Here is a 22,437-nt window from a genome sequence, read left to right as displayed (position 1 = left end):
GGTAGCCCACCCGCAACCCGGTAGCCGGCCGCTCAGGTAGGGAACGCCGCGATCAGTCCGGGACGATGACGGCGCGGGGGCGGCCCTGATGTGCCCAGGCTTCGCCGACGCGGCTGAGGGGGTATGTGGTGTACGGCGGGTCGAAGGTGCCGTCGGCGAAGCGGGTGAGGATGGCGGGGATTTCGGCGATCATCTGTTCCTTCGAGACCGAGCCGAGGCCACTGCCGCTGATCCGGATGCGGCGGCTGCGCAGTAGCGCTGCGGGGAGCGAGGCATCGGTTCCGGCGAGTGTGCCGATCTGCACGTAATCGAGCGGCACGCTGGTGGCGGACGGGCCGGAATTTCCCACTGCCGCGAAGGCAGCCTCGGCGACGGTGCCCCACACGTAGTCGAGAACGAGGGTGGGTTGGGTGTCGGCGACGGCCGCACCGAGGGTGGTCGACCAGGTGTCGGGTGCGTCCGGGGCGAGTGCGACGGTCACTACACCCGGGCCGCGCAGTCGTTCCAGCGCCGCGCGGTCGCGGCCGACCGCGACGACCTGTTTCGCGCCGAGGGCAAGCGCGGCCCGCACCGCCAGACCGCCCGAGGCGCCGGTCGCGCCGAGCACGAGTACGGTCCCGAGTTCGCCCGCCTCCTCGCGCCGGGCGATCAGGGGCATCCAGCCGGAGAGGGCCGGGTTCATACCGGCGGCGACGGCGAGCGGATCGGCCCCGGCGGGAAGTTCCGCCTCGAACGGCGTGACCATCCATTCCGCCATGGTCCCCCACGGCGCCCGGGCGAAACCTGTGTAGACCAGCCGCCCGTCCTCGGTGCGGGCGACGGCATCGACGCCCGGTACGAGGGGATGTGCCGGGCCACCGGAGTAGTGGCGCCCGGAGGCCTGCCCACGGACGACGTGGTGCAAACCGGCGCCGACCAGCCTCAGCGGTGCCCGGCCCGGCTGCGGTTGCGGATCAGGGAAGTCCGCGAGAACCGGTGTGGCGTCAGGGGTTTCGACGACAGCAGCACGCATGAGATGGCTCCTTAACTAAGTTAATTTCCGTTGCCGTCAACGGTGCCTTAACTTTGTTAAGCTGTCAACCGTGGCTAAAGGAATCACCCGGGAGCAGATCGTGACGACCGCACTCGAACTGCTCGACGAGCAGGGCATGGACGCCCTCACCGTCCGCGCGCTCGCCACCCGGCTCGACGTGAAGGCTCCCGCCCTGTACTGGCATGTGCGCAACAAACAGGAACTCCTCGACGAGATGGCCACGTTCGTCATGCGCCGCGTCACCGATGCCCTCGCGGCGATCCCGCGCGGCGCCGACTGGCGTGAGGACGTGTCCGCCTACGCCCGCGTCCTTAGGTCGGAATATCTGAGGCACCGGGACGGGGCGCGCATCTTCAGCGGCACGCGATTCGCCGACCCCGACGTGGTGAAGGCGAAAGAATCGTGGCTCGAGCGCTTGACAGCGGCCGGGTTCTCACTGCCCGAGGCCGACGACACCCTCGACCTGCTCACGGCCTTCGTGGTCGGCTTCGTCATCGAAGAGCAGGAGCGCCGCCCATCCACGAGCGCTGACCCCGCTCGATACTCGCTTGCCGAACGTGATGCGTGGCTCGGCGAAGGGGCCGAACTGGTCAAGGCCGCCGGACATCTCCGCGACGACGGCGACCCGAGGTTCGAACGACAACTCGCCGTTGTCCTCGACGGGCTCGCGACCCGGTTGCACTGACGGCCGACGCTCGCTCGAGCACTGCGGCCCTAGCTGGTCGAGCGCAGGGCCTTCCCGAGTTTCACCCGGCGCTCGTCGTTCGCCGAACGCCGGACAGGCCAGAGGGTTTCGGCGATTTCCGTGCCCGCCTGGGTGCGGTAGGCGTCGACCAGGATGGCCGGGTCGCCGCCTGTTTCGGTGAGGGTGGCCGCCGCTTCGCTGCCGTCGGCGAAGACGAGGTCGAAGCGGTCGCCGGGGAGGTCGAGTTCCAGGCCTGGGAACAGGTGGGTGTAGGCGACGACCACTTCGGGCACGGCGTCCCTTCCGATCGGAGGCGATCTCACCCTACGTCGGGAAGTGCTCCAGCGGCCCGCATCAAGTCTGCGATGTCGGGAGTTCCGGTCACCGATCAGAGCTGTCGAATGATCGGTGGGAGTTCGTAGGAACCGTCTAGGACGCTGGGGTCTGGTTCGTACACACGCAACAGGGGACGGAAGGGGCCGGCGGGTGTGGGGAGCCAGTTGGCACGTTGCGTCGGGTCGGTCGGCTCGTCGTGCTGGAGGGTGACGGTGAGGGAGCCGTCGGCGGCGGTGACCAGCCCGGGAGTGCGGTCGCCGATGGAGTAGCGGTTGATGGGGTTATCGACGAGGTAGAAGTTCTCGGCGTCGTACATCGTGATCGACCAGAAAGCACCGCATGGCGGTGGAGTGGCGAAGGTCAGCTGGTATCGCTGTGATCCGTCCAGTGCGGCGCTGACGCTGTCGACGTAGACCATCGCGTAGGCGGCCTCGTAGCCGTGATTGCCCCACAGTCCCCCGCGCGCCGCCGCGGTGCGTTGCGTGTAGCGGGCAGCGGTATCGGGCACCTTCCATTCCGGATCGTCGAGGGCGCCGACTTCGAAGAAGTCCAGGTTGTAGTCGAAGATGTGGTAGGCCAGGTTCCAGCCGTTCTGCACGGGGCCGCTGGCGTGCTCGAGCTCCGACTCGAGGTTCTTCCTGCCCGCCACCAGACCCTCGACCAGCGCCGCGGCGAGGTCGGGATCGGCAGCGCGGTAAGGGGATTCGTCCGACAGCAACCCGAGTGGGGCGAACCGCTGCTGGTATCGCTTGTCGCGTTCGGCGGGTGGGAAAGCAGCCATCGCGACGCGTAACTGTTCGAAGAAGAGCAGGTCGTCGGGCACACCGGTGGCCGGCGTCGGCAGTCCCTTTCCGGTACCGGTCGGGGTGAGCCGCAGCCCGGATTGCAGCGCCTTCACCTGAGGCAGGTCGGATTCGCCGTCGACCGCCCAGCGGCCGACGATCGAGACGACCGCGGTCGGGCAGTGGATCACGGTGACGTCACCGGGCGCGTCACCGGTCCATCCGGGCGGCACGAGCAGGAACGATCCGGCCCCGGTTCCGGTGGCACGGTGGCCGACGTAGGCGAAGTTGTTCGTCCAGGCGTCCACGAATTGCATGACGTAGTAGCGGCCGTCGGCTTCGGGCACGTCGAACCGCACCGGGCCGCCACTGGTGTCGACCATCGCGTTCGAATAGACGGTGTCGTTGTTGACGGACACGAATTTCGTATCCGGCCCGGCCAGGGACGCCGCATTGGCGAACTGGTTGAACGGGGCGGCAGCGGTCGCCCCCAAACCGTTCCGCACCGCTTCGGCGACCTTGTCCAGGTCGGCCAGGATCGGATACCCGTAGACGAAGGCCTCCGCGGCCAGTGCTGCCAGATCCGGTTTCGACGCCGCGGTAGTCATCGGGCAATCGTCACGCCCGGCCGGTCGCGATACATCACCCGTTCCGGGTGAGATCGGGAACCGTCAGCCGATGCCGTTCACGGCGGGCAGCGCTTCGGCGACCCGCACCGCCTCGGCCAGCTCGTCGGCGGTGTGCCGGAGTTGGTCGGTGGTGTGTTCGGAGGTCAGGAAGAAGCGCAACCGTTCGCTGCCGACCGGGACGGCGGGGGCGGTGATCGCGCCCGTGTAGATGCCCTGTTGCAGCAGCCGCGCCGAGACGAAACCGGCGCGGAACTCCTGCGGAACCATGACCGGGAAGATCGGGGTGCCCTCGGAAACACCCAGGTCGAGGCCATGTTCGACGAGCAGGCTGCGGAAGAACTCGGTATTGGACCACAGGCGGGTCAGGCGCTGGGGTTCCATGTCGAGGATGTCGAGGGCGGCCAGGGCGGCACCGATCGTCGACGGCGCGGGGCCACCGCTCAGCATCGCCACGCCCGGTGCGGCGACCTTCATCGCACCGATCAGGTCGCCGTCGCCGGCGACGAATCCACCGCAGCTGCCGAGCGCCTTGGACAGGGTGCCCATCCAGATGTCGACGGCGTCGCCCGGTAGGCCGAAATGTTCGCGAACGCCTCGGCCGTTCGCGCCGAACACACCGAGCGAATGCGCCTCGTCGACCATTACCGCACAATCGAATTCCCTCGCCACAGCGGCGATTTCGGGCAGCTTCCCGATGGTTCCGTCCATGCTGTAGTGACCTTCGATCACCACCAGCGCACGGTCGAAATTGGCGCGCGCCATCCGCAGCACCGACCGCAGCGACTCGGGGTCGTTGTGCCGGAAGGTGAGCTGACGCGCACCCGACCACTGCACGCCCGACACCACACTGCGGTGGATCAGCGAATCACAGATGGCGACATCGCCGTCACGCAACAGAAAACCGATCACCCCGGCATTGGTGAGGTATCCGCTGGTGGTCACCAGGGCGTCGGCGACGTCGTACATCCCGGCCAGGCGCTGCTCGAGTTCGGCGTAGAGCGGGATCTCCCCGGCGACGATGCGCGAGGCCGAGGCGGAGGCGCCGTAGGTGTCGAGCGCGTCCTTGGCCGCCTGCACCACCTTCGGATGATTACTCAGCCCGAGGTAGTTGTAGGCGCCGAAGTTCACCAGTTCGCGTCCCCGCCAACGGATCACGGTGTCGTTGGCGCTCTCACGCAGCAGGAAGACGGGGTTCGGCATGTCGAATCGGTCGTACAGTTCGGCGATCGTGGCGCGTTTCTTCGCCATCGCCGCCACCTCGGGGTGGTCGGCGAACTGGCGACCCGGACCGCGCCGGCGCCGTCGCGTGACCGGCGGGGGCGTGGACGGTGCCCGCGAGACTCCCTCGCCGACCGTGTCGTTGAGCAGCTTCCTGGCCAGTTCCCGCGCCGACTCGCTCATGCCCGCATCCCGACGATCGCCTCCGCCACCCGCGCTCCCGCCTGTTCGAGGCTGAACGAACGGCCCATCTGCAAGGTCAGCAGCTCGACACCGAGCGACTTCGACACCAGCGCACCGAATTCCACCGCCATCAGCGAATCCAGGCCGAGTTCGGGAACCGGAACGCTCAGGTCGATCGAATCCGCCGCGACGCCCATCACCTGCGCCAGCTGTTCGGCCAGCATGTACGCCACCACCTCCCCGCGTTTGTCCTCGTCGAGTTCGGCGAGCTGGATACGCAATTTGCTAGCCGCCGAATCATCCTGCGCCGCAGCGGCGATCATCGTCTCGAGCCGTCCGGTCTTGGCGAAGAACGGCGCGGTGGCATCGACCTTGGCCCAGTCGATCGGAATGATCGCCGCCTGCGTAATGCCCAGGCGCAGCGCTTGTTCCAGATACTGCGCGCCCTCGTCCATGTCGAGCGGATCGAAGCCGGTGGTGCGCAGATACCGGGTGATGTGCTCGTCGGCGGCGGCCATACCGCCGCCGGACATGTGACCCCAGCCGACCGCGAGCGCCGTGCCGCCTGTGCGGACAACCGATTCGGCCATCGCCTGCAGCGCGGAATTAGCTGCGGTGTAGGCGAATTGTCCGACGGCACCGAACATTGTCGAGCCGGAGGAGTACAGCACGAAGTGGTCGAGTCGCACGCCTGCCGCCTCGAGACCGGCCGCCAGGGCGCGCACGCCGTCCACCTTCGGCCGATACACCGCCGACAGACTGTCGATGTCCATCACCGTGGCGCGTTTGTCGTCGATCACGCCCGCCGTGTGGAACACACCGCGCAGCGGATGGTCGGCCGTGTGCGCTCGGTCGATCACCCCGGCGACGGCCTCGGCATCGGTGATGTCGACCAGTTCGCTGACCACCGTGATGCCCTGCTGCGCCCACGCCGCGAGCTGCGCGACGGCCGCTCCCGTGGTGGGGCCGCGACGGCCGAGCAGCGTGAGGTGGCGGGCGCCGTTGCCGACCAACCACCGTCCGGTGGCCAGGCCGAAGGCCCCGAAACCGCCGGTGATCAGGTAGTTCGCGTCCGCTTCGATACGCACTTGTGGCAGGGCGGGGCGGACGAGGGGCTCGGCTTCGGTGAGGTCGAGCGCGACGCGCCCCGTCCCGGTGGACCGGGCCACCGCCTCGAAGGCCTCGCCGACCTCGGCGGTGCCGTAGCTGGTGAACGGCAGCGCCCGGTAGGTGCCGTCGTCGAGCCGGGCGTTGATTCCGCGCACCAGGTCGAGCACTCGGTCGCGCCGGACGCGGGCCATCCGGTCCAGGTCGAAGGAGTAATAGGCGATGTTCTTGTCGAAGGCGGCCAGTTCCAGCACGCCGCCGGCGTAGATGTCGGCCTTGCCGATTTCGACGATGCGGCCGAATTCGGCGACCATCGTGAAGTTCTGGCGTTGCAGCTCACCGGGTGCGGTACTGAGGATCACGTCGACGCCACGGCCGTCGGTGAGCGCGAGTACCTCGTCCACGAGCGTGAGCGAGCGTGAACCGAGGACGTGATCGGCGCCTTCGGCCGACACGAGCGCACGGCGTTGCTCGGTGCTCGCGGTGCCGATCACCACGGCACCGTGCTGCTTGGCGATCTGCACCGCGGCGGTGCCGACACCACCGGCGGCGCCGTGGATCAGCACGGTCTCCCCCGGCTGGATCCTGGCCAGCTCGAGCAGGGAGTGTTCGGCGGTGGCGAAGGCCGTTCCGCTCGTGCAGCGACCGGGATCGGTGCCGGGGCGCACGCGGGCGAGCAGGGCGGCGTCGGTGGTGTGGAACCGGGCGATCATGCCCTTCGAGGTCACGGTCACCTCGTCGCCGACGGCCACGTCGGTGACTCCGGCACCGACCCGGACGACGGTCGCGGCTCCTTCCATACCGGGCACCGTGCCGAAATAGGTGGGCGCCAGCTCCCGTTCCCCGAGCACGCCGATCACCTTCAGCGCGTCCTTGTAGTTCAGGCCGACCGCGCGCATGCGCAGCTCGACCTCACCGGGTCCGGGTGCACGGCGTTCGCACCGCCGCCAGCCCAGCCGGGCGAAGGTGCGCGAGCGGGGCAGCTCGAGTTCGAAGTTCGCCTCCGGATCGGTGAGCGGCTCCGCCGTGTCGAGCGTTTCGAGGCGCTGCGGCATGGTCCGGTCCACGACGGTGACCCAGCGCAGTCCGTCCCGCAGGATCACCTCGTCACTGCGGTCGTAGGTGAAGGCACCCGGCACGGCGAGTTCGGCGGCCAGTTCGGTTTCGGTGACCCGAGCGTCGATATCGACGAGCCGCCACCGCAACCGGGACTGTTCGTTGAGCAGTACCCGGCGGGCGCCCGCGATCGCGGCCTGGGTGAGCGAGGGTGGCGTCGGGTCGGCCGGGTGCGCGTAGGCGTTGGCGGTGACGACGGTCGCGTGCAGTGACCCGTCGCCGGTCATCGGCAGGTCGACGGCGAGTTCGTTCGCGCGGACGTCGAGGAAGCTCTCGAGGGTGGCCGCGACCCGGCGAAGGGTCCACAGGGTGGGTATATCGCCGTCGGCCGAGGCGCCGGGAACCACGCAAACATGCACGCGCTCAACCGCTTCGAGAGCGAAGAGGTCGCGGAGGCGGGCGGTGAGGTTCGCTTCCAGCTCGGCGTCGTCGAGCAGGACGGCGGCCGAACCGGCGGCACCGGTGCGCACGGCCTGGTGCACCCGTTCGACGCGGTCCTCGACGCCCTCGCCGTAGCCGAGGACCAGCGTGAACAGTCCGTCGTTGCCGGGCAGCGCGGTCGTGTCGACCGGTTCGCGCAGCTCCCAGCGTTCTTCGTAGAAGAAGTCGCTCATCCGCTGCAGTGGTCCCGCACCCGGCGTGAGCGAGGCGAAGCGCACGCCACGCAACTGCAGGCAGACAGCGTTGTCGGCGCCGAGCAGGTCGATGTCGGCGGCGTCACCGGACATCCGGGTGACCACCGTGATCTCGGCGGGCAGTGCGGCCAGTCGGCGCACCGAGCGGACGCCGACGGGAACCATCGCCCCTTCGGCGGCACGCCCGGCGAGCAATGCCGCGACCGTTTGCAAGGCGGCGTCGACCACGGCGGGGTGCGCGAGATGGCGCGCATCCCGGTCGATTTCACCGTTCACCTGCGCGACAACGGTGTCCGTGTCGAGCCGGATCGCGGTCACCCGCTGGAACGCCGGACCGTACTCGAGCCCGGCCGCGACGAGACCGGTGTAGAAGTCGGCGGGTTCGACCGGTGTCATCGCGGAGAGGTCGGGCACGTCGGCGCCGACCGGCGCGTAGGCGCCCTCGACGAGCCGTCCGGTCGCGTGCACGGTCCACACCGAACCGGCGGCGCCGCGCGAACGGATGGTGAAGCGACGGGTCGAAACCTCCAGGTGGAGTTCGACGATCGGTGCGTCACCACCGTCGACGACGAGCGGCGCGACGAACCGCACGTCCTCGAGCCCCACCTGCTCGGACTCGGCCCGCACGGCCGCGGCGCTGAGCGCGGCGTCGAGGTAGCCCGAGCCGGGCATGATCGCGGTGCCGCCGACGACATGGTCGGTGAGCCAGGGCAGCGCGGCGGTCGACAGGTTGAGCCGCCAGGTGCTCGCGTCGTCGGGGCGCCGGTCGCCGAGCAGGGGGTGCGCGTCCGGGGTGCCGTGCCGCTGCGTTCGCAGTTCGGGCAGTTCCGAGCGCAGCACCGTGCGCTGCCAGGGGTAGCGCGGCAGGTCGATATGCGGTGTCGGGCGGACTGTTTCGGTGAACAGGGCGTCGATGTCGAGAGCGCCCGCGGCGTAGAGGTCGACGAGCACCTGACGCATGCTGTGCGCGTCGCCCTGTTTGCGGTGCAGGGTGGCGATGGTCGTGCCCGTCTCGCCCGCACCGATGAGGATCTCGCGGATATTGGCGCCGAGCACCGGGTGGGGGCCGACTTCGAGGAACACGCGGTGCCCCGCCTTCACGAGCGCCGTGGCCGCCGCCGCGAAACGCACCGGCCGGCGCACATTGGCGCACCAGTAGTCGGCGTCCCAGTCCGCGCCGGTGACCAGTTCGCCGGTAACGGTGGAGTACAGCGGGAGGCGTGGTTCGGCGACGGTGATGTCGGCGAGCGCGGCACGCAATTCGTCGAGGATCGGGTCCATCAGGGCACTGTGATACGGCACCTCGACCTGCAAACGACGCGCGAATACACCTCGCTCCGTGAGTGTTTCGGCAATGGCGTCGAGCCGGTCGACCGCACCGGCGAGGGTGACCGCCGACGGGCTGTTGATCGCCGCGATATCGACCGCGTCCTCACCTGCCACGAGCGCACCGGCCTCGTCCGGCCCGAGCCCGACCGCGAGCATGCCACCGGTGCCCGCCGTGGTCGCCTGCAGCCGCGAACGGTGGTAGCTGACGAGAACGGCGTCGCCCAGCGACAACATGCCGGTCAGGTACGCGGCTGCCACCTCGCCGACACTGTGCCCGACGACGGCCGCGGGCTCGATCCCCCGCTCCCGCAGCGTCGCGAACAGCGCGACCTGCACCAGGAAATTGGCCGGTTGCGCTACGGCGGTCGAGGGCACCCTCGATTCTTCCTCGGGCCGCAACAGTTCCTCGATGATCGACCAGCCGGCCACCGCCTGGAACTCCGCGTCCACCCGCTTGGCCTCGACAGCGAAAGTGCCCTCCGCCGTGAGCAGCTCACGTGCCATGCCCCACCATTGCGGGCCCATGCCGGTGCAGACGAACACCGGTTCACCGGCGCGTTTGGCGACGGTCTTGGCGACCCGGCCCGATCCGGTCGCCAGGTCGATCAGCCCCTGCACCAGCTCGGTGTCGTCACCGAAGGCGACGCCCGTGCGCACCGGATGATGCTGACGCCGCCGCCACGCCGCCGCCGCCAGCCGCTGCGGATCGGCACCGTCGGCGATGCGTTCGGCGAACCCACGCGCCAGCTCACGTACCGCACCCTCGGAACGTCCCGACAGCGGCAGCACGCCGAAATGCACGGGTGGCCGAACGGTTTCGGCGCTCGGCCGGTACTCCTGCAGGATCGCGTGCGCGTTCGTCCCGCCGTAACCGAACCCGTTGACCGCCACGGCCATGCGCTCGACGTCGGGGCCGACCGGCTCGGCCTCGGTGAGTACTCGAATCCCCCACTCGTCGAAGGGGATATCGGGGTTCGGCGTGTCCAGCCAGCCCTGGGGCGGGATCGTGCGATGCCGAATCGCCAACGCCGACTTGATGATGCTCGCGACACCCGAGGCGGCCTCGGTGTGCCCGAGCGTGGCCTTCAACGACCCGACGCCGAGCTGCCCCGGCCGTCCGGCAGGTGCGCCGTAGGCGCGGCCGATGGCCCGCAGTTCGATCGGATCGCCGACCGGGGTGCCGGTACCGTGCGCCTCGACGTAGGTGACATCGCGAACATCGATGCCGGAGCGCCGGATCACCTCGCGCGCAAGGCTTTCCTGGGATTCCGCATTGGGCACGGTGATCGCGGTGGTCCGCCCGTCCTGGTTCGTGCCGGTGGCCTTGACCACGGCGTAGACCCGGTCACCGTCGCGTTCGGCGTCGGCCAGCTTCTTCAGGACCACCACCCCGGCGCCCTCACCCCGGCCGTAGCCGTCGGCCGCGGCGTCGAACGGCTTGCTCCGCCCGTCGGCGGCGAGGAAGCCGCCCTTGCACATCGTGACGAATGTTTCCGGCTGCACCATCACGTTCACGCCACCGGCGATCGCGACCTCGCAGTCACCGTCGGCGATAGCCCGGCACGCCAGGTGCAGGGCCACCAGCGACGACGAACAGGCCGTATCCACCGTCACGGCGGGACCTTTCAGGTCGAGCGCGTACGCGAGCCGGTTCGACAGCATCGTGTACGACACACCGACGGCGGTGTGCAGGTCGACGTGCGGCAGCGCGGCACCCGCCGAAACCACCATCTGATCGAGGGTGAAGGCACCCACGTACACCCCGAGCGAGGACCCCGCGGCCCGTCCGGCCACGCCCGCGTCGTCGAGCGCCTCCCAGGCCACCTCGAGGATCAACCGCTGCTGCGGGTCCATGCTGGTGGCCTCGCGTGGGGAGATGCCGAAGAATTCCGGGTCGAAGGCCCACGGGTCGCCCGTCATGAAGGCACCGCGTTTGGTGTACATGCGGCCGGGGGCGCGCCGGTCCTCGTCGTAGTAGCGGCGCCAGTCCCAGCGCTCCTCGGGTATCTCGCGAACGCCGTCGCGCTTGTGGATCACGAAGTCCCAGAACGATTCCGGTGAGTCGATGCCGCCCGCATAACGGCAGCCGATGCCGACGATGGCGATGTCAGTCATGTGCATTCCTCGGGGTCAGAGCGGCCGCGGGCGGCGAATCATGATGTTGAGTTCCGGGCCGGACGCACCGAGCCGGACGGATCCGGTGCGCTCGTTGCCCAGCGCCTCGTAGTAGCCGACATTGGCGTCTTTGCAGATGCCGCAGATCGACGCACCTTGCCGGTCGGCCTTGTCGGTGAACGAGGCGTACAGCGCCCGGCCCACCCCGCTGCGCTGCAGGCTCGGGTCGGCGCCGAGGTAGACGTGGAAGAAGTGCGGTTCGGGCGGAGCGGCGCGATCCATGGCCGCGTCGACCTCGATACCGCGACGCACCGCGGACCCCATCGCGACGAGCAGCTCCGGGCCGGCGACCAGTTCGCGCAAACCGCCCGGGCGATAGCCCTGCGGGTACCACAGCAGGACTCCCACCACGCGGCCGTCGAGCACCGCCACCTCGGCCCCGCCCGCAGGCAGGAAGCGGTGCCGGATCATGGCGCGCAACATGCGCGGGGCCCGTCGATACCGGACGGTCTCGTCCGGAAAGACGTACTCGTCGATCGGATCGTCCTGCGCGAAAGCGGCGGCGAGCACTTCCACCATGGAGTCGATGTCGGCCCTGATGGCCGGGCGGACGATCAGACTCTTTCCTGAACTCAACGCTGTTGTACCTCAATGGATCCACTGTGCCGGACCACGGAACTCGTTCGGGCAGACTGTGTTTCGTTAGGCTATCTCAGCACATCTGCCAAGCATAGAATTCGGAACGACTTGTCGGTTTTCGCGACGTCGCTACGCGTCAAGGGAGATAGACACACTGGTCGTCCGCGCCGATTCTTGACGAAATCCTTACGGTCGCGTCGGGATGCCGGGGCCGGTCGGGCGATTAGGCTGGCCCATCGTGATTTCTTCCCGGGACCTGGTGCGCATGCTCCCCAGCCCGCACCATCCGGCCAGGCTGGTCGTCCTGGGATTCGGCGCCGCGACGCTCGTCGGGACGCTGCTGCTGATGCTGCCCGTAGCGGCGGAATCGCGCACCGCGACGGCACCGGTCACGGCGCTGTTCACCGCCGTTTCGGCCGTCTGCGTGACGGGGCTCGTCGTGGTCGATACGGAGAGTCACTGGTCGCTGTTCGGTGAACTCGTCGTCCTCGGGCTGATCCAGATCGGCGGCCTCGGGATCATGACATTGGCCTCGCTGCTCGGGCTGCTGGTGGCCAGGCGGATGGGGCTGCGGATGCAGCTGATCGCCCAGTCCGAGACGAAGGCGCTGCGGCTCGGGGAGAGCAGGCGGGTGGTCATCGGGGTGATCCGGATGAGCCTGGTGGTCGAGGCGATCACGGCGATCGCGTTGACGCTGCGATTCGTGTTCGGGTACGACCAGGGCGGTTGGCACGGCGTCTATCTCGGAATCTTCCACGCCGTTTCGGCCTACAACAACGCCGGATTCGCGCTATACCAGGACAGTCTGATGGGTTACGCGACCGATCCGTGGATCATCGTCCCCATCACCGTCGCCCTGGTTCTCGGCGGCCTCGGCTTCCCGGTCCTGTTCGAGGTCGGCAGGTGGTTGCGGCGCCGCACCCGCGATCATCGGTGGACGCTGCACACCCGGCTCACGCTGTGGACGTACTTCGCGCTCGCGGTGTTCGGCATCGTGGCGGTGACCGCGTTCGAATGGTCCAACCCCGGCACCCTCGGCCCCCTCGGTTCACTGCAGAAACTGCTGGTCGGCGGCTTCCACGGGCTCTCACCGCGCACCGCGGGCTTCAATTCGGTGGATGTCGGCGCGATGCACTCCTCGACCCTGCTGGTCAACGACATCCTGATGTTCATCGGTGGCGGCAGCGCGGGCACGGCGGGCGGGATCAAGGTGACCACCTTCGCGCTGCTCGCGTTCGTCATCGCGGCGGAGGTTCGTGGTGAACCGACCGTGCATGTGCTCGACCGCAAGCTGGCCGCGCCGGTGCAACGGCAGGCGATCACGGTGGCGCTGCTCGGGGTCGGCGCTGTCGTCGTCGGCACGCTGACCCTGCTGACCATCACCGGGATGGACCTCGATGCCGTGCTGTTCGAGGTGGTTTCGGCTTTCGGCACGGTCGGCCTGTCCACCGGGATCACCGCCGCCATCCCCGACTCCGGCCTTATCGTCCTGGTCGCCCTGATGTTCCTCGGCCGTCTCGGACCCATCACCCTGGCCACCGCGCTCGCGCTGCGCGACCGCGGCCGCCGCTACGAACTACCGGAGGAGCGCCCCATTGTCGGGTAGAACCACACGCAAACACGGCACTCGTGTCGTCGTCATCGGGCTCGGCCGCTTCGGCGGGGCATTGGCCCGCGAATTGGTGACGCACGGTTCCGAGGTGCTCGCGATCGACTCGAATCCGCTTATCGTGCAGCAGTACTCGGACCTGCTGACCCACGTGGCCGTGGCCGACACCACTGATATGACGGCGCTGGAGCAGCTCGGGGTGCCCGACTTCCCGCACGCGGTGGTGAGCATCGGCTCCAATATGGAGGCGAGCATCCTCACCACCTCGTTGCTCGCCGACTGCCGGATTCCCAAGATCTGGGCGAAGGCGACCAGTCGTCAGCACGGGCAGATCCTCGAACGCGTCGGCGCACACCATGTGGTGCTGCCCGAACACGACATGGGTGAACGGGTCGCGCACCTGGTCACCGGCCGGATGATCGACTACATCGAGTTCGACACCGACTACGCCATGGCCAAGACCACCGCGCCCCGATCGGCCGTCGGGGCGACCCTCACCGGCAGCGGTCTGCGCAAGCACTTCGACATCACCGTCGTCGCCATCAAACACCGAGGCGGCGAATTCACCTATGCCACGCCGGATTCCGTGGTCGCCGAGGGCGATCAGCTGATCGTCTCCGGGCGCATCGAAGAGGTCGAACGCTTCTCCGATCTGACCTGACGCGGCGAAGACCAACAAGCCCCGGGGTCTCAGCGCTGGCGCCAGCTCAGGGGGCCGGGGAGGTCGACGGCGTTCTTCCTGGTGCGCGAGTTCCAGGACCAGGGGCCGATTTTGATCCCCCAGGACGACAGGCCCGACTGGGTGAAATTGAACTTCAGGGGGCCGAAGGATTTGCGCTGGCGGAATCGGATGGGCATTGCTGGCCTTTCGGTTCGGCGCGTCGATCCGAATCGAGCTCGGCGGCAGCCGATTCCAGTGCATCGACGCTACCGGCCATGATAGTTCGAATATGGCGGGTGATGTGGTCGAGCGGCCAGTTCCACCAGGCACAAGCCAGCAGGCGCTCGACTTCGGCTGCGGGATAACGGGTTCGGATCAGCCGGGCGGGGTTGCCGCCGACGATCCCGTAGTCGGGCACATCGGCGGTGACCACGGCGCCGGTACCGATGATCGCCCCGTTGCCGACACGGACGCCGGGCATCAAGGTCGCGCCGTTGCCGATCCACACATCGTTGCCGATCACCGTGTCGCCACGGCTCGGCAGGTCCATGACCAGGTCGATGTGGTCGGCCCACGAACCGCCGAGGACCGGGAACGGGTAGGTCGACGGGCCGTCCATGCGGTGGTTGGCGCCGTTCATGATGAACCGGGCACCGGTGGCAATGGCACAGAACTTGCCGATGACCAGCTTCTCCGGACCGTAGCTGTAGAGGACGTTGCGGGTTTCGAAGGCGGTCGGGTCGTCGGGATCGTCGTAGTAGGTGAAGTCGCCGACCTCGATCCAGGGTGAGGTCACGTGCGGTTTCAGCAGCATCACCCGGGTGCGGTCGGGAATGGGGTGGGGTGTGGTCGGGTCGGGTGCGGGCACGGGGGCTCCTTCGGGATTCAGACGGTGGCGGTGGCGCCGAGGGCGAGGTGGGCGCCGCGCCAGCGCGAGCGCAGGCGGCGGTCGTGGCTGACGACCAGCAGTGCGCCGCGATAGGTGCTCAGGGCGGTTTCCAGGTCTTCGACCAGGGCCGGCGAGAGGTGGTTGGTCGGTTCGTCGAGGAGCAGGGCGTCGACCGGCTCGGTGACGAGGCGGGCGAGGGCCAGGCGTTGGCGTTGGCCGGTGGAAAGGTCGGCCACGCGGGTATCCAGTTGCGCGCGATCGAACAGGCCCAGGGCGAGTAGTTGCTCGGTGTGCTCACCGGCGTCGCCCGCGCGACCGTGCGCGAAGGCGGCGGCCAGGGTTTGCGACGGGTCGGGGAACGAAGGCTCCTGTGCCAGATAGCCGATGCGCCCGCGCCGGGTCACGGTGCCGGCGTCAGGCGTGACTTCGCCGGTGAGAACCCTGAGCAGCGTGGACTTTCCGACGCCGTTGGGTCCGGTGATCAGCACCCGCTCCCCCGCCGCGATCGACAGGCTCGTACGGTGCAGCCGACCCTCGACCGCCACGTCGACCGCTTCGAGCACCGGCCCCTGCACCCGCCGGGTCCGCAGCACCGGGGTGAACCGCAGCGGCTGCGGCGGTGCGGGTACCGGGTCGGCAAGCAGCCGCCGCAAACGTTCCTCCGCATTGCGGACACGGCTGGCCAACGACTGCTGCACGCGACCCCCGGCCCGGTCGTAGGCCATCTTGTTGTTGTCCTTCATGGCCCGGCCCGGTGCCACCGCGCGGGCGGTGGTCGCGGCGGTCTCGCGCAGGCGGGCGATATCGGCCTGCCACTGTTCGTGGGCCTGCTCCCAGCGTTGCCTGGCCGCCGCTTTCTCGGTGAGATAGCCCGCGTAGCCGTTGCCGTAGCGGACCACTCGTCTGCGGTCGGCGTCGACCTCGAGCAGGTCGGTGGCGACGCGTTCGAGGAACCGCCGGTCGTGCGACACCGCGACGATGGTGCCGCGACGGGTGCGCAGGTGGTCTTCGAGCCAGGTCATGGCGGTGTCGTCGAGGTGGTTGGTCGGCTCGTCGAGCAGCAGCACCTCGGTGCCCGCCGCCAGCACCGAGGCCAACCGCAATCGGACCTGTTCGCCACCGGACAGGTCGCCGACGCGGCGATCGCGGGCGACGAGTCCGAGACCGAGACCGTGCAGGGCCCGTTCCACCTCGGCTTCGGCGTCGTATCCGCCACGCAGCTCGAAAAGAGTTGTCAGCTCCGCGTATTCGGCCAGGCCGTCACCATCGGCCATCGCGGCTTCCAGCGTTCGCAGGCGATCCTCGATGGCGCGCAGGTCGGCGAGGGCGCGGTCGATGATCTGCTGCACGGTGAGGTGCGGTGGAAGTTCCTCGTCCTGGGCGAGGTAGCCGACGCCACCGTCGGCCCGGACCGTCACCTCGCCGGAATCGGGCAGTTCGCGGCCGGCCAGCAGGCGCAGCAGGGTGGACTTGCCCGAACCGTTCTCGCCGATGATCCCGGTGCGCTCGCCCGTGGCGAACGCACACGTCACCTCATCGAGGACCGGGCGCCCAAGGAAGGATTTGCTGACCGCACGAGCGGTGAGTTGAGTTGGCATACAAGTACTCCGAAGCATTCGAGGACGCGGACCGAGCGGACCGCAGGACGTGATGAACGCTTCGAAGGAGCATCGGCAACCTCACTAGTGCGACAACAATTGCATTAGTATCGTGCCACAGGATTTCCCCGCGAGCAAGAAGAAGATTCATGAGCGAACCGAAACCGCGCCCGGGTGGCCGCACCGCCCGCAACCGGGAGCAGGTACTGGCCGCTGTCAGCGCCGAACTGGCCGAGAACGGCTACGACGCGTTGACCATCGACTCGGTCGCCGAGCGCGCCGGTGTGCATCGGACCACGGTGTACCGGCGGTGGCGCAATGTGGGCGGGCTGCTCGCCGATGTCATCGCGGCGGCGGGTGATCTGGACTGGCAGCCGCGCGATACCGGTTCGCTCGCCGGGGATCTGACCGCGCTGAACGAGGAGATCCAGGAGTCGTTGCTCGCGGAACCGTCGATCGCGTCGGCGCTGATCGCGGTGTCGTTCCGGTCGACGGAGGCCGCGCAGGGGCTCGCACGGATGTGGGAGGACCGTTACACGCAGTGCGAGATCGTCGTGGAGCGAGCCGTGGAGCGGGGCGAGATCCCCGCCGACACCGATGCCCGAGCGCTGCTCATCGCGGCGACGGCCCCGGTGTACCACTGCCTGATGTTGCTGCGCACCCCGCCGGATCCGGGGTTGCCGGAGCGGGCGGCGGCCGGCACTGCGCTCGCCGCCCGCGCGGGGGCGTTCCGCGGGTCGCCGCACACCACTCGACCGTCAATGTCCTGAATGGCGTTCGGCTCGTGATTTGTTGCGGCCATGTGCTTCTCGCAACATTTCACGCAGTAGCTCGGCGTTGTCCGGGCCGGGGTTCGTGATCGAAAGCCAGTGCGCCCGGGCGTACTGCGGATGCGGGGCGAAGGTGTTGTCGGCGAGCGGGTTGTCGGCGTATTCGGCGAAGGTGTCCGTGCCGACCGCGACGTTGACGCGGAAGGCACCGGGCCTGTCCAGGCCGGAAGCGGTGTCGTCGGGATAGTTCTTGGTGACGATCGTGGCGAAGGGCTGGCCACGGGGCACCACGCCGTCCGGGGCGTAGTAGTAGAAAATATCGCCCCAGCTGATCTCGGGGAAGTCGCTGCCCTCGGTGGGTCGCAGGGCGAGCACACCGTCGAGTCCGCTCACGAAGTCGTCGATCTCGGTAATCTGCATGCTTCAAGCGTCACATTGAAGTGCTTATGTGGACTTGGACGCGATACCGCCAGGAGAACTCATGACAAAGCTACATTCGCACCGGATGCGGACGGTCGATGTGGCGCGGGCAGCCGGTTACTCGGTGCAGCAGGTGCGCGACCTCGAGAACGACGGTGTGCTGCCCGCCGCGCAACGGTCGCCGGGCGGCCACCGGAACTATCGAGACGCGCATGTCGCGGCCGCCCGGGCCTACCGCGCGCTGGCGGAAGGGACCGGGCCGGTGGCGGCGAAGGCGATCATGCGCGATGCCGTCGCCGGGGAAACCGAGCGGGCGCTGGCCGGGCTCGACGCGGCCCACGCCGCCCTGCACACCGAACGCGGTGAGCTGGCACTCGCGGTGTGGGCGGCGGCCGGTATCGGAGCCGAACCGATAGCGGATGTGCGCGACTCCGACGCACTCGGCATCGCCGAACTCGCCGACGCGCTCGGCATCCGGACCTCCACGCTGCGGCATTGGGACGCAGCGGGTTTGGTCGTTCCCCAGCGCTTGAAAGGCGCGCGGCGATACACGCCCGAACAGGTGCGCGACGCCAGGATCGTGCACCAGTTGCGGCGTGCGGGTTACGGCATAACCACCCTGCGCACGGTGCTCACCCAGTTCCGGCGCAGCGGGCCGGGAGAACTACGCGACGCCCTCGCCACCCGAGAGGCCGCGCTCACCCGACGGTCCAGGGCACTCGTCGAAGCGGCGGCGGCCCTGACGGAGGTCCTGCGGGATCAGCCGCACAACCCCCGAGCTCGCGCGCTCTGCTGAGTACCGGCGGCGAGCAACTCGAACAGTGCGGTGATGCTCTGGTCACCACGCCCCTCGGCGACCGCGCAACGGAGCAGGTGGTTGATGGGTTCGTGCCAGCTCATATCGATGCCCGTCTCCGCCGCGAGCTGGGTGTCGTCGGTGACCGCCGTGTGGAACAGGTTGACGGTGGCGCCGAGGCGGCTGTAGTCCTGGGTGTCGATCTCGGTGGCCAGGATCGGCAGCAGGGATTCGATCATCCGCAACCATTTCGCCGAGTACCCGACCATCGCCTCGGCCGGGATTCCGCGGGAGGCAAGGATCGCCGCACCCTCGAAGATGCCGAGCAGGGTGGGCAGAAGCGTGGCGCCGACGGCGGATTCGTAGAGTGCGGCCAGGTCGGGATCGGGGCCGAGGAATTCGACGTCGCCGCCGAGTACGCGCAAGGTCTCGACATGGGTGTCGAAGACGGCGCGGTCGCCACCGAAATACAGCAGGGTGTCGAAGTTTCCGACGGCCGATGGCACGTTCTTGATCGCGCCACCGAGGTAACGCGCGCCCACGCAATGCGCGAAGCGCGCGAATTGCCTTGCCTGTGCCGGTGTTCCGCTGTTCAGGGTGATGAGATCGCGGCCCGCGAGTTCACCGGTGCCGTCCAGGCTGTCGCGGGTGGCGGCGAATGTCGTCATGGTCGTCACGATCACCCGGCTCGCGGCGACGGCATCGGCGACGGCGGGATGGGCGATCGCACCCGCCGCCACCAGGGCCGTGGTGCGCTCGGGGCTGCGGTTCCAGACATGGGTGCGGTAGCCGGCGGCGAGAAAGGCCTGGGCGATCGCGGTGCCCATCGCGCCGGTGCCGAGCACGGTCACGTTGTTCATGGATCCGAGTGTGGGCGCCATCCGGGCGGCACAGAAGTACGCACTTTTCCCGTCCCTAGCTCACCCACAGGTAATCGTCCAGGTCAGGGCACCGGTGGCTGAACAATTGTGTGGGGCGTCATTGTTGTGAACCATGCCAAGGCCGGAGGTGAGCATCCCCGGGTGTACAGCCGGTGGCCGTAAAGTTTCAGGTATGTCGGAGCCCGAGATGACCGAATTGGTACAGCGCATCGTCGAGGAGGCGCTACTGGGCGGCCCACGACGGTTCAACCGGACCCAGGTGGCCGAGCTCTCCGGCGTACCGGAGAGCGAATCCCGACGGCTGTGGACGGCGCTCGGTTTCCCCGCCAACTCCGAGGAGGCCGTCGATTACGCCCAGATCGATATCGACTCGGTCAGCACCTTCCGCGGCATGAAAGTGGTTGCGGCGTCGAATCTCCGGCAGCAGGCGGCGGCGGCGCGCACCATCGGTCAGGGCCTGGCGCGGCTGGCGGAATGGCAGGCCGACCTGGTGCTCGCCGAGGTCAAGGTCCGCGCGGAGGCGGCCGATCCCGCACTGCCCGTGGCCGAGCGGATCAGGGCGGCCGCCGAGGACACCCTCGTCGAGGTCGAGCAGTTGCAGGCGTATGTGTGGCGCAGGCATCTGGTGGCCGCCATCGCCCGTTCCATCGACGACGCCGGGGACGGATCCACCCGCACCCTGGCCGTCGGCTTCGCCGACATGGTCGGTTTCACCCGGCTCACCCGGCACCTGCATCCCGACGAATTGTCCACGCTGCTGGAGGCTTTCGAGTCGACCACCACCGCCGCGATCACCGACAACGGCGGCTGGGTGATCAAGAACGTGGGCGACGAGGTGATGTTCGCCGCCGAGAACGCGGTCGACGCGGCCCGGATCGCGCTGGCGATCCAGGAGTCGACCATGCTCGTCGGCGGCACCCCCGAACTGCGCGTCGCCTTCGCCTACGGTGAGGTGCTGCAACGCTTCGGCGACCTGTACGGCTCGGTGGTCAATATCGCCGCCCGCCTCACCGGCGTCGCCCGCCCCGCCAACATCCTCATCGACGACGCCGCCGCCGAAGCCCTCGCCGACCACCCCGAATTCGCCATCCGTCACCTGCGCAGCGTCCGCGTCCGCGGCTTCAACCGCCTGCGCCCCCACCGCCTCCGCCGTGCGTGAATTCGGCTCGGAGCACCGTGTCGAAGGGGTACGGGACACCGTTCTCTAGGGTGTTGTGGTGGAGATGGATTGGCTGAGTGTGCGCGAGGCGTACACGGTGTTCGCCGATGACGCGGTGGTGGCGCTGAACAAGCCGTCGGGCATTTCGGTGACCGGCGAGCGGCACGACACCGATCTGGTCGAGATCGCGCAGGCGGCGGGGACGCAGGTGTACCCGGTGCACCGGATCGACAAGGTGACCTCCGGGCTGGTGCTGCTGGCGACCGAGCTGGCGGCGCACGGGCAGCTCACCCGCCAGTTCAACAAGCAGACCGCGCGCAAGGCCTATCTGGCGATCGTGTCCGGGGACGACCTGCCCGACCAGGGCGAACTCGACCTGCCGTTGAGCGTGGGACGCAAGAACCGGGTGCGGATCGCCGCGCCGCGCGAGGCCATCCGCCGTGACGGCGAGCGCTGGTTCGTCGACGACGCCGACCTGCTGCCCGCCAAGAACTACCCCTCGCTCACCAGGTTCACCACCGTCGCGCGCAAGGACGATCGAGCCCTGCTCGCCCTGCGACCGGTGACCGGGCGACGACATCAGATCCGCGTGCAGCTCGCCTGGACCGGCCACCCGATCCTCGGCGACCCCCTGTTCGACCGCACCGCCGCCCTCACCCGCACTCACCTGCACTCCTGGCGGCTGCGTTTGGACGCCGACTGGCTCACCCCACCGGTCCTCGACCTGCGTGCCACCCCCGGCCCCGACTTCTGGGCACCGTTCACCGCCGACCCCGACGAGGCAGCTCACCTGCTCACCGAAGCCGACCGCCGCACAGCATTCTGACCTACCCGACGATTTCCCAGCTGCTTACTACAGCAGGCTGATTCGCGCAGGGGAACGTGAGCTTTCGCGCGGTGAAAACGCACACAGACCAGGCGATGGGTTTCGGTCCGTGGTGCGGCTCATGCAGACGAATAAGCGCAGGTCATCTAGCCTTGAAGGGTGCCGATGAGTCATCCCGGCGCACTCTGACGCAACGGAGCGATCCCAGAGAAGAAAGCGACTGCCGATGATCCTGGCGGCTCAGCTCAGCGACACCCATTTCGACCTCAGCGCACGCAATACCGAACGGGTCGAGGCGGTGATGGGCTATCTGGCGGACCTGCCGCGCAGGCCCGACGTCATCCTCGTCACCGGCGACATCACCGATTCCGGCAGACCCGAGCAGTACGCCGAGGCGCGCCTGGCCCTGACCGCCGACATCCCGGTCTATCTGCTCCCCGGCAACCACGACGACCGCGCGAACTTCCGCACCGGCCTGCTCGGCGAGCCCGCCTCGACGGCACCCATCAACAGCGCCAACCGCGTCGGCCCGCTGACGATCCTCATGCTCGATTCCAGCATCCCCGGCGAGCCGAGCGGTGCGCTGTCCGAGGACACGTACGCATGGCTACGCGCCGCCCTGGCCGAGGCGCCCGCCGACGGCCCGATCCTCATCGCCCTGCACCACCCGCCGAACCACCTGTTCAGCCCGATCGTCGACGTGATCGCCCTGGCCGATCCCGGTCGCCTGGCCGCCATCGTCGCGGGCGACCAGCGCATCATCGGCGTCCTCACCGGCCACGCACACTCCCCCATCGCCACCACCTTCGCGGGCAAGCCGATGATCACCGGCCCGAGCACCGCCTCGGTCCTCGGCGGCGAATGGGAGATCACCCCGCCGCACCGCGTGATGGACTACGCGCCCGACCCGGCCATCGCATTGCATGTCATCGACGAAAACCACGCTCTGACAACCCATTTCCGAACAGTCGCGATGGGCGGCTGGCTGGCGGAACCCCGGATCTGAGCCTGCGCGCCGTGC

At 68.6% G+C, this 22,437-nt stretch carries 18 protein-coding genes and 1 pseudogene; 8 read left to right on the top strand and 11 right to left on the bottom strand.

Features of this window, described 5'->3' with window-relative positions; translation table 11 throughout:
• Positions 1 to 52: 52 nt before the first annotated feature.
• Entirely contained in the window at positions 53 to 1,012 is a 960-nt protein-coding gene (locus tag ACSVDM_RS03455; RefSeq protein WP_439262744.1) for a zinc-binding alcohol dehydrogenase family protein, read from the bottom strand.
• Positions 1,013 to 1,082: 70 nt separating this feature from the next.
• Here ACSVDM_RS03455 and ACSVDM_RS03450 point away from each other — a divergent pair, with 70 nt between their 5' ends.
• The gene (locus tag ACSVDM_RS03450) at positions 1,083 to 1,718 is read left to right on the top strand and encodes a TetR/AcrR family transcriptional regulator C-terminal domain-containing protein (RefSeq protein ID WP_439262742.1); all 636 of its coding nucleotides are present in this window, start codon (positions 1,083 to 1,085) and stop codon (positions 1,716 to 1,718) included.
• Positions 1,719 to 1,747: 29 nt separating this feature from the next.
• Here ACSVDM_RS03450 and ACSVDM_RS03445 read toward each other — a convergent pair whose 3' ends face one another.
• From ACSVDM_RS03445 to ACSVDM_RS03425, 5 genes are all read right to left on the bottom strand, one after another.
• A complete protein-coding gene (locus tag ACSVDM_RS03445; RefSeq protein WP_439262740.1) occupies positions 1,748 to 2,011 on the bottom strand; it encodes a hypothetical protein in 264 nt (87 codons plus the stop codon).
• A 95-nt stretch (positions 2,012 to 2,106) separates the two neighbouring features.
• Entirely contained in the window at positions 2,107 to 3,444 is a 1,338-nt protein-coding gene (locus ACSVDM_RS03440) for a DUF1254 domain-containing protein (protein ID WP_439262738.1), read from the bottom strand.
• Between the two features lie 63 nt (positions 3,445 to 3,507).
• Positions 3,508 to 4,866: an aminotransferase class I/II-fold pyridoxal phosphate-dependent enzyme gene (locus ACSVDM_RS03435; protein WP_439262736.1), complete on the bottom strand. Its 1,359-nt coding sequence runs from the start codon at positions 4,864 to 4,866 to the stop codon at positions 3,508 to 3,510.
• Complete coding sequence (locus tag ACSVDM_RS03430; protein ID WP_439262734.1) at positions 4,863 to 11,168, bottom strand: type I polyketide synthase; 6,306 nt, start codon at positions 11,166 to 11,168, stop codon at positions 4,863 to 4,865. The genes ACSVDM_RS03435 and ACSVDM_RS03430 overlap by 4 nt, the downstream gene beginning before the upstream one ends.
• A gap of 15 nt (positions 11,169 to 11,183) precedes the next feature.
• Entirely contained in the window at positions 11,184 to 11,804 is a 621-nt protein-coding gene (locus ACSVDM_RS03425; protein ID WP_439262732.1) for a GNAT family N-acetyltransferase, read from the bottom strand.
• Positions 11,805 to 12,072: 268 nt separating this feature from the next.
• Between ACSVDM_RS03425 and ACSVDM_RS03420 the strand changes: the two genes are divergently transcribed.
• Complete coding sequence (locus ACSVDM_RS03420) at positions 12,073 to 13,413, top strand: TrkH family potassium uptake protein (RefSeq protein WP_439263203.1); 1,341 nt, start codon at positions 12,073 to 12,075, stop codon at positions 13,411 to 13,413.
• A complete protein-coding gene (locus ACSVDM_RS03415) occupies positions 13,403 to 14,077 on the top strand; it encodes a potassium channel family protein (RefSeq protein ID WP_439262730.1) in 675 nt (224 codons plus the stop codon). Before ACSVDM_RS03420 ends, ACSVDM_RS03415 begins: the two co-directional genes overlap by 11 nt.
• Before the next feature lie 29 nt (positions 14,078 to 14,106).
• On the opposite strand, the gene ACSVDM_RS03410 is transcribed toward ACSVDM_RS03415, so the two are convergent.
• From ACSVDM_RS03410 to abc-f, 3 genes and pseudogenes are all read right to left on the bottom strand, one after another.
• Positions 14,107 to 14,274, bottom strand: a complete 168-nt coding sequence (locus ACSVDM_RS03410) for a DUF4236 domain-containing protein (protein ID WP_084457272.1) — start codon at positions 14,272 to 14,274, stop codon at positions 14,107 to 14,109.
• Between the two features lie 32 nt (positions 14,275 to 14,306).
• Positions 14,307 to 14,945: pseudogene (locus ACSVDM_RS03405) on the bottom strand (CatB-related O-acetyltransferase); the annotation flags it as partial.
• 17 nt (positions 14,946 to 14,962) lie between these two features.
• Positions 14,963 to 16,564, bottom strand: a complete 1,602-nt coding sequence (gene abc-f / locus ACSVDM_RS03400; protein WP_439262728.1) for a ribosomal protection-like ABC-F family protein — start codon at positions 16,562 to 16,564, stop codon at positions 14,963 to 14,965.
• Positions 16,565 to 16,713: 149 nt separating this feature from the next.
• On the opposite strand from abc-f, the gene ACSVDM_RS03395 reads away from it, so the two are divergent.
• Positions 16,714 to 17,334, top strand: coding sequence for a TetR/AcrR family transcriptional regulator (locus ACSVDM_RS03395; RefSeq protein WP_439262726.1), 621 nt, complete (start codon positions 16,714 to 16,716; stop codon positions 17,332 to 17,334).
• On the opposite strand, the gene ACSVDM_RS03390 is transcribed toward ACSVDM_RS03395, so the two are convergent.
• Positions 17,323 to 17,754 carry a DUF6194 family protein gene (locus tag ACSVDM_RS03390; protein ID WP_439262724.1) on the bottom strand — a complete coding sequence of 144 codons (432 nt, stop codon included), beginning with the start codon at positions 17,752 to 17,754 and terminating at the stop codon, positions 17,323 to 17,325. The two genes, ACSVDM_RS03395 and ACSVDM_RS03390, sit on opposite strands and share 12 nt — an antisense overlap.
• Before the next feature lie 61 nt (positions 17,755 to 17,815).
• On the opposite strand from ACSVDM_RS03390, the gene ACSVDM_RS03385 reads away from it, so the two are divergent.
• Positions 17,816 to 18,550 (top strand): MerR family transcriptional regulator, encoded by a 735-nt coding sequence (locus tag ACSVDM_RS03385; protein WP_439262722.1) that lies wholly within the window; start codon positions 17,816 to 17,818, stop codon positions 18,548 to 18,550.
• On the opposite strand, the gene ACSVDM_RS03380 is transcribed toward ACSVDM_RS03385, so the two are convergent.
• Complete coding sequence (locus tag ACSVDM_RS03380) at positions 18,514 to 19,410, bottom strand: NAD(P)-dependent oxidoreductase (RefSeq protein WP_439262720.1); 897 nt, start codon at positions 19,408 to 19,410, stop codon at positions 18,514 to 18,516. The genes ACSVDM_RS03385 and ACSVDM_RS03380 overlap by 37 nt on opposite strands.
• Before the next feature lie 193 nt (positions 19,411 to 19,603).
• Between ACSVDM_RS03380 and ACSVDM_RS03375 the strand changes: the two genes are divergently transcribed.
• The 3 genes from ACSVDM_RS03375 (at position 19,604) to ACSVDM_RS03365 (ending at position 22,422) form a co-directional block, all read left to right on the top strand.
• Positions 19,604 to 20,590: an adenylate/guanylate cyclase domain-containing protein gene (locus ACSVDM_RS03375; protein WP_439262718.1), complete on the top strand. Its 987-nt coding sequence runs from the start codon at positions 19,604 to 19,606 to the stop codon at positions 20,588 to 20,590.
• A gap of 64 nt (positions 20,591 to 20,654) precedes the next feature.
• A complete protein-coding gene (locus tag ACSVDM_RS03370; protein WP_439263201.1) occupies positions 20,655 to 21,416 on the top strand; it encodes an RluA family pseudouridine synthase in 762 nt (253 codons plus the stop codon).
• Between the two features lie 226 nt (positions 21,417 to 21,642).
• On the top strand, positions 21,643 to 22,422 hold the full coding sequence (locus ACSVDM_RS03365; RefSeq protein WP_439262716.1) for a metallophosphoesterase: 780 nt from the start codon (positions 21,643 to 21,645) through the stop codon (positions 22,420 to 22,422).
• Positions 22,423 to 22,437: the final 15 nt, after the last annotated feature.

Source organism: Nocardia sp. JW2 (genome assembly GCF_051843015.1).
Classification (GTDB): domain Bacteria; phylum Actinomycetota; class Actinomycetes; order Mycobacteriales; family Mycobacteriaceae; genus Nocardia; species Nocardia coubleae.
The sequence above is the reverse complement of the archived record's forward strand: the minus strand, read 5'-3'. Positions and strand labels throughout refer to the sequence as shown.

Excerpts from the sequence above, each read along its gene's own strand:
- ACSVDM_RS03370 (WP_439263201.1), top strand. The coding sequence starts at position 20,655 with ATGGATTGGCTGAGTGTGCGCGAGGCGTACACGGTGTTCGCCGATGAC.
- ACSVDM_RS03385 (WP_439262722.1), top strand. The coding sequence starts at position 17,816 with ATGACAAAGCTACATTCGCACCGGATGCGGACGGTCGATGTGGCGCGG.
- ACSVDM_RS03440 (WP_439262738.1), bottom strand. The coding sequence starts at position 3,444 with ATGACTACCGCGGCGTCGAAACCGGATCTGGCAGCACTGGCCGCGGAG.
- ACSVDM_RS03365 (WP_439262716.1), top strand. The coding sequence starts at position 21,643 with ATGATCCTGGCGGCTCAGCTCAGCGACACCCATTTCGACCTCAGCGCA.
- abc-f (WP_439262728.1), bottom strand. The coding sequence starts at position 16,564 with ATGCCAACTCAACTCACCGCTCGTGCGGTCAGCAAATCCTTCCTTGGG.
- ACSVDM_RS03380 (WP_439262720.1), bottom strand. The coding sequence starts at position 19,410 with ATGAACAACGTGACCGTGCTCGGCACCGGCGCGATGGGCACCGCGATC.
- ACSVDM_RS03430 (WP_439262734.1), bottom strand. The coding sequence starts at position 11,168 with ATGACTGACATCGCCATCGTCGGCATCGGCTGCCGTTATGCGGGCGGC.
- ACSVDM_RS03375 (WP_439262718.1), top strand. The coding sequence starts at position 19,604 with ATGTCGGAGCCCGAGATGACCGAATTGGTACAGCGCATCGTCGAGGAG.
- ACSVDM_RS03395 (WP_439262726.1), top strand. The coding sequence starts at position 16,714 with ATGAGCGAACCGAAACCGCGCCCGGGTGGCCGCACCGCCCGCAACCGG.
- ACSVDM_RS03435 (WP_439262736.1), bottom strand. The coding sequence starts at position 4,866 with ATGAGCGAGTCGGCGCGGGAACTGGCCAGGAAGCTGCTCAACGACACG.
- ACSVDM_RS03410 (WP_084457272.1), bottom strand. The coding sequence starts at position 14,274 with ATGCCCATCCGATTCCGCCAGCGCAAATCCTTCGGCCCCCTGAAGTTC.
- ACSVDM_RS03390 (WP_439262724.1), bottom strand. The coding sequence starts at position 17,754 with ATGCAGATTACCGAGATCGACGACTTCGTGAGCGGACTCGACGGTGTG.
- ACSVDM_RS03455 (WP_439262744.1), bottom strand. The coding sequence starts at position 1,012 with ATGCGTGCTGCTGTCGTCGAAACCCCTGACGCCACACCGGTTCTCGCG.
- ACSVDM_RS03420 (WP_439263203.1), top strand. The coding sequence starts at position 12,073 with ATGCTCCCCAGCCCGCACCATCCGGCCAGGCTGGTCGTCCTGGGATTC.